This is a genomic window from Streptomyces flavofungini (assembly GCF_041028215.1).
GTDB lineage: Bacteria > Actinomycetota > Actinomycetes > Streptomycetales > Streptomycetaceae > Streptomyces > Streptomyces flavofungini_B.
Genome location: NZ_JASKYR010000516.1, coordinates 1 through 4,651, shown reverse-complemented (window position 1 = coordinate 4,651; position 4,651 = coordinate 1). Strand labels below are relative to the sequence as shown.

The following is a 4,651-nucleotide window of genomic DNA, read 5'->3' as shown; positions in this document are numbered from 1 at the left end:
CTCCAGGCGCTCCAGGGCCTTGAGGTCGGCCAGGCCCCGGCGGGTGGCTGGAAGGCGCTCGGCAAGACGGCCTGAAGCCGTCCCGCCGGACCGTGTGACCGCCATCCGGCGGCCCGGTCCGGGAGCAGCTCGGCAACCCTCCTGAAATGGGACTTTCCGCGACCGCGGGGGGCGCGGAAGATCCCCGAAACAGACATGCGAAACTTTTCACATGAGTGCCGCCTGCCGCGCCCCCCAGAGCACGAACGACAGCCGCAGCCGCCGCCGCGGCGGCCGTCGCGGCCGTGCCGCCCTGCTGGCCGCCGGGGCCGCGGTCGCCGCCCTGACCCTGTCGGCCTGCGGCTCGGGCGGCACGTCGGGGGGCGGCGGCAACACGAACTTCGTGACCGGCTCCGACGGCATCGCCACCCTGGACAAGGGTGACCGCAAGGACGGCCCGAAGATCGACGGCGAGACCCTGACCGGCGAACACCTCGACATCGCCGACTACAAGGGCAAGGTCGTCGTCCTGAACGTCTGGGGTTCCTGGTGCCCGCCCTGCCGGGCCGAGGCGCCGAACTTCGTGAAGGTCGCCAACGCCACCAAGGACAAGGGCGTGCGATTCGTGGGGATCAACACCCGCGACCCGCAGAAGGGCCCGGCGATCTCCTTCGAGAAGGACTACAAGGTCCCCTACCCGAGCCTGCACGACCCGATGGGCAAGCTGATGCTGCGCTTCCCTAAGGGCACGCTCAACCCCAACTTCATCCCCTCCACGGTCGTGATCGACCGGGACGGCAAGGTCGCGGCCCGCTCGCAGCAGCCCCTCAACGAGGAGAAGCTGCGCAAGATGATCGACCCGCTGATCGCGGAGAAGTGATCTCCCCTTGATGTCCACGCTCGCCGCCGTAGGCGCCCCGAACCAGACCGTCATGAACGGGGCCCTGCTCACGGCCCTGCCCGTCGCCATCCTCGGCGGCCTGGTCTCCTTCTTCTCCCCGTGCGTGCTGCCGCTCGTGCCGGGCTATCTGTCCTACGTCACCGGGGTCAGCGGCCAGGACATGGCCGAGGCCAGACGGGGGCGGATGGTCGTGGGCTCCTCGCTCTTCGTGCTCGGCTTCACCGTGGTCTTCGTCTCCTACGGCGCGCTCTTCGGGCAGTTCGGGCAGACCCTCCAGGAGCACCAGAGCGTCGTCACCAAGGTGCTCGGCGTGGTGATGATCCTGCTCGGGTTCTTCTTCATGGGGCTGATGCCCTTCCTCTCCCAGCGAGAGTTCCGCTTCCACAAGAAGCCCGCCGTCGGTCTCGCGGGCGCCCCGATACTGGGCGCCCTGTTCGCTGTCGGCTGGGCGCCCTGCGTCGGCCCGACGCTCGCCGCCGTCAGCCTGCTCTCGCTGGATCAGGGGAGCGCGGGGCGCGGTGCACTGCTGAGCGTCGCGTACTGCGTGGGTCTCGGCGTACCGTTCATCCTCGCGGCCGTCGCCTTCCGCAAGGCGCTCGGCGCGTTCAGCTGGGTGAAGCGGCACTACGTCTGGGTGATGCGCGTCGGCGGCATCATGATGATCGCGACTGGCCTGCTCCTCCTCACCGGCGTGTGGGACAGCATCGTGCAGCAGATGCAGGTCTGGTCGAACGGCTACACGGTGGGGATCTGATCCATGAGCAAGACCGAAGCCCCCGAAGAGCAGAACGAGCAGGGTGAACAGGGCGGACTCGGCGAGGCCGGTGCTCAGCTCTCGACCGCGCCCAAGGAGGACGCGCCGAACCTGCCGTCCCTCGGCGTCGTCGGCTGGGTCCGCTGGTTCTGGCGGCAGCTCACCTCGATGCGGGTCGCGCTGATCCTGCTCCTGCTGCTCTCGCTCGGCGCCATCCCCGGCTCGCTGATCCCGCAGAACAACGTGGACGAGCTCAAGGTCCAGGACTTCATGGACCGGCACACCACGCTCGGGCCGCTCTACGACAAGCTCCAGCTCTTCGACGTCTACAGCTCGGTGTGGTTCTCCGCGATCTACATCCTGCTCTTCGTCTCCCTCATCGGCTGCATCGTGCCCCGCACCTGGCAGTTCGTGGGCCAGCTCCGCGGCCGTCCGCCGGGCGCCCCGAAGAAGCTGACACGGCTGCCCGCGTACACGACGTGGCGCACCGAGGCCGGGCCCGAGCAGGTGCACGAGGCCGCGCTCGCCCTGTTCAGGCAGCGGCGCTTCCGGGCGCACACCGCGGGCCCCGACGGCGCGGTCTCGGTCGCCGCCGAGAAGGGCTATCTGCGCGAGGCCGGGAACCTGATCTTCCACATCGCGCTGATCGTGATGCTGGTCGCCTTCGCCGCCGGACAGCTCTTCAAGTCCGAGGGCGGCAAACTGATCATGGAGGGGGACGGCTTCGCCAACACCCTCAGCCAGTACGACGACTTCAAGTCGGGGAGCCTCTTCGGCACCGATGAGCTGGCACCGTTCAGCTTCCGGCTCGACGACTTCGAGGGCACGTACCAGAGGTCGGGACCCAACCGCGGCACGCCCCGCACCTACCAGGCGAAGGTCAGCTACTCCGAGGGCACCGACGGCCCCGAGAAGAAGAAGACCATCGAGGTCAACAAGCCCCTGGAGATCGACGGGTCGAAGGTCTACCTCATCGGCCACGGCTACGCCCCCAAGGTCACCGTCCGCGACGGCAAGGGCAAGGTCGTCTACAGCGCGAACGTGCCGCTGCTGCCCATCGACCAGAACGGCACCGCGACCGGCGCCATCAAGGTCCTGGACGGCTACAAGGACAAGAACGGCAAGAAGGAGCAGCTAGGCTTCAACGCCTTCTTCGTCCCGACGTTCGCGGGCGAGGGCCGGGGCCAGATGTTCTCGCAGTTCCCCGCCCCCGACTTCCCCGTGCTCGCGCTCTCCGCGTACCACGGCAGCCTGGGCGTGGACTCCGGCGTGCCGCAGAACGTGTACCAGCTCGACACCCGCAAGATGACCAAGTTCAAGGACTCCAAGGGCGAGCTGTTCAAGAAGCGGCTGCTGCCCGGCGAGACCATGAAGCTGCCGGGCGGCGCCGGGTCGATCACCTTCGACAAGGACCTCAAGGAGTGGGCGACCTTCCAGATCTCGCAGGAGCCCGGCTCCCTGTGGGCGCTGGTCGGCGCGTTCGCCGCCATCGGAGGCCTCGCCGGATCGCTGTTCATCCAGCGCCGCCGGGTCTGGGTGCGGGCGGTGCGGGGCCCCGACGGCGTGACCGTCGTGGAGATGGCGGGCCTCGGCCGCAGCGAGTCCGCGAAGCTCCCCGACGAACTCTCCGACCTCGCCGCCCACCTGTACGAGAAGACGCCGAGCGCGCCCGAACCGGATACCGAAGCCGTACCTGCCGAAGGGGCTGAGAAGTGAATCTCGCCACCACCCTGGCCGCCGCCGAACCCAACGAGAACCTCGCGCACATCAGCAATGTGCTGATCTACTCGGCGATGGCCGTCTACCTCCTGGCCTTCTTCGCGCACATGGCGGAGTGGCTCTTCGGCAGCCGCAGCAAGGTCGCCCGCACGGCCGCCGCGCTGACCCCCGCCAAGACCACGGCCAAGGCCAAGGCCCCCGAGGTCGCCGTCCAGGCCAAGGGCGGCACGGCGACCCTTGAGCGGCCCAAGGTCGTCACGCGCTCCGTCACCGGCTCCCGGGACGTGCCGGACGGTCCCGGCGCCGCCGCGGGCGACGAGAAGGGCGACCTCTACGGCCGCATCGCGGTCTCGCTCACCGTGCTCGCGTTCCTCCTGGAGTTCGGCGGTGTGCTCACCCGCGCCCTGTCGGTGCAGCGGGCGCCGTGGGGCAACATGTACGAGTTCAGCATCACCTTCTCCACCGTCGCCGTCGCCGTGTACCTGGTGCTGCTCGCGCTGAAGAAGAACATCGCCTGGCTCGGCCTGCCGCTGGTCACCACGGTCCTGCTCGACCTCGGTCTGGCCGTCACGGTCCTGTACACCGCCAGCGACCAGCTCGTCCCCGCCCTGCACTCGTACTGGCTGTGGATCCACGTCTCCACGGCGATCTTCTGCGGCGCGGTCTTCTACGTCGGCTTCGTCGGCACGCTGCTCTACCTCTTCCGCGACAGCTACGAGACGAAGCTCCAGAACGGCGGGCAGCCCGGCAGGTTCGCCACGTCCGTCCTTGAGCGGCTCCCCTCGGCGGCCACCCTCGACAAGTTCTCCTACCGCGTGAACGCCGCCGTCTTCCCACTGTGGACGTTCACGATCATCGCGGGCGCCATCTGGGCGGGCGACGCCTGGGGCCGCTACTGGGGCTGGGACCCCAAGGAGGTCTGGTCCTTCATCACCTGGGTCGCCTTCGCCGGTTACCTGCACGCGCGCGCCACCGCGGGCTGGAAGGGCCGCAAGGCCGCCTACCTGGCCCTGATCGCCTTCGGCTGCTGGCTGTTCAACTACTACGGCGTGAACATCTTCGTCACCGGCAAGCACTCCTACGCCGGGGTCTGACCCCGTAGCGCCACGGCCACCGAGGCCGGCGGCCCTAATCCACGGAACCCGCCCCGCCCCGCACGGTGATCGCGTCCAGCTGCCCCCGCAGATACGTGTGGGAGTCCACTCCCCTGACATCCGTCCCCGGGTCGCACTCGTAGAAGTAGACCCCGCCTACCTGGCCCTGATCGCCTTCGGCTGCTGGCTGTTCAACTACTACGG

At 68.7% G+C, this 4,651-nt stretch carries 4 protein-coding genes; all 4 read left to right on the top strand.

The genetic code is table 11. The annotated features are described in order from the left end of the window. The first annotated feature begins 211 nt into the window (after positions 1-211). From AB8Z36_RS28495 to ccsB, 4 genes are read left to right on the top strand one after another with little or no spacing between them, the layout of a single operon-like run. Positions 212-859: a TlpA family protein disulfide reductase gene (locus AB8Z36_RS28495; RefSeq protein ID WP_369216255.1), complete on the top strand. Its 648-nt coding sequence runs from the start codon at positions 212-214 to the stop codon at positions 857-859. A gap of 10 nt (positions 860-869) precedes the next feature. Further along, a complete protein-coding gene (locus AB8Z36_RS28490; protein ID WP_369216254.1) occupies positions 870-1,634 on the top strand; it encodes a cytochrome c biogenesis CcdA family protein in 765 nt (254 codons plus the stop codon). 3 nt (positions 1,635-1,637) lie between these two features. Continuing rightward, entirely contained in the window at positions 1,638-3,350 is a 1,713-nt protein-coding gene (gene resB, locus AB8Z36_RS28485) for a cytochrome c biogenesis protein ResB (RefSeq protein WP_369216253.1), read from the top strand. Further along, entirely contained in the window at positions 3,347-4,447 is a 1,101-nt protein-coding gene (gene ccsB / locus AB8Z36_RS28480; protein WP_440582018.1) for a c-type cytochrome biogenesis protein CcsB, read from the top strand. Before resB ends, ccsB begins: the two co-directional genes overlap by 4 nt. Positions 4,448-4,651 lie beyond the last annotated feature (204 nt).

What these genes read in the sequence shown, in the direction of transcription:
- AB8Z36_RS28495 (WP_369216255.1), top strand. Translation starts at nt 212, where the DNA reads ATGAGTGCCGCCTGCCGCGCCCCCCAGAGCACGAACGACAGCCGCAGC.
- AB8Z36_RS28490 (WP_369216254.1), top strand. Translation starts at nt 870, where the DNA reads ATGTCCACGCTCGCCGCCGTAGGCGCCCCGAACCAGACCGTCATGAAC.
- resB (WP_369216253.1), top strand. Translation starts at nt 1,638, where the DNA reads ATGAGCAAGACCGAAGCCCCCGAAGAGCAGAACGAGCAGGGTGAACAG.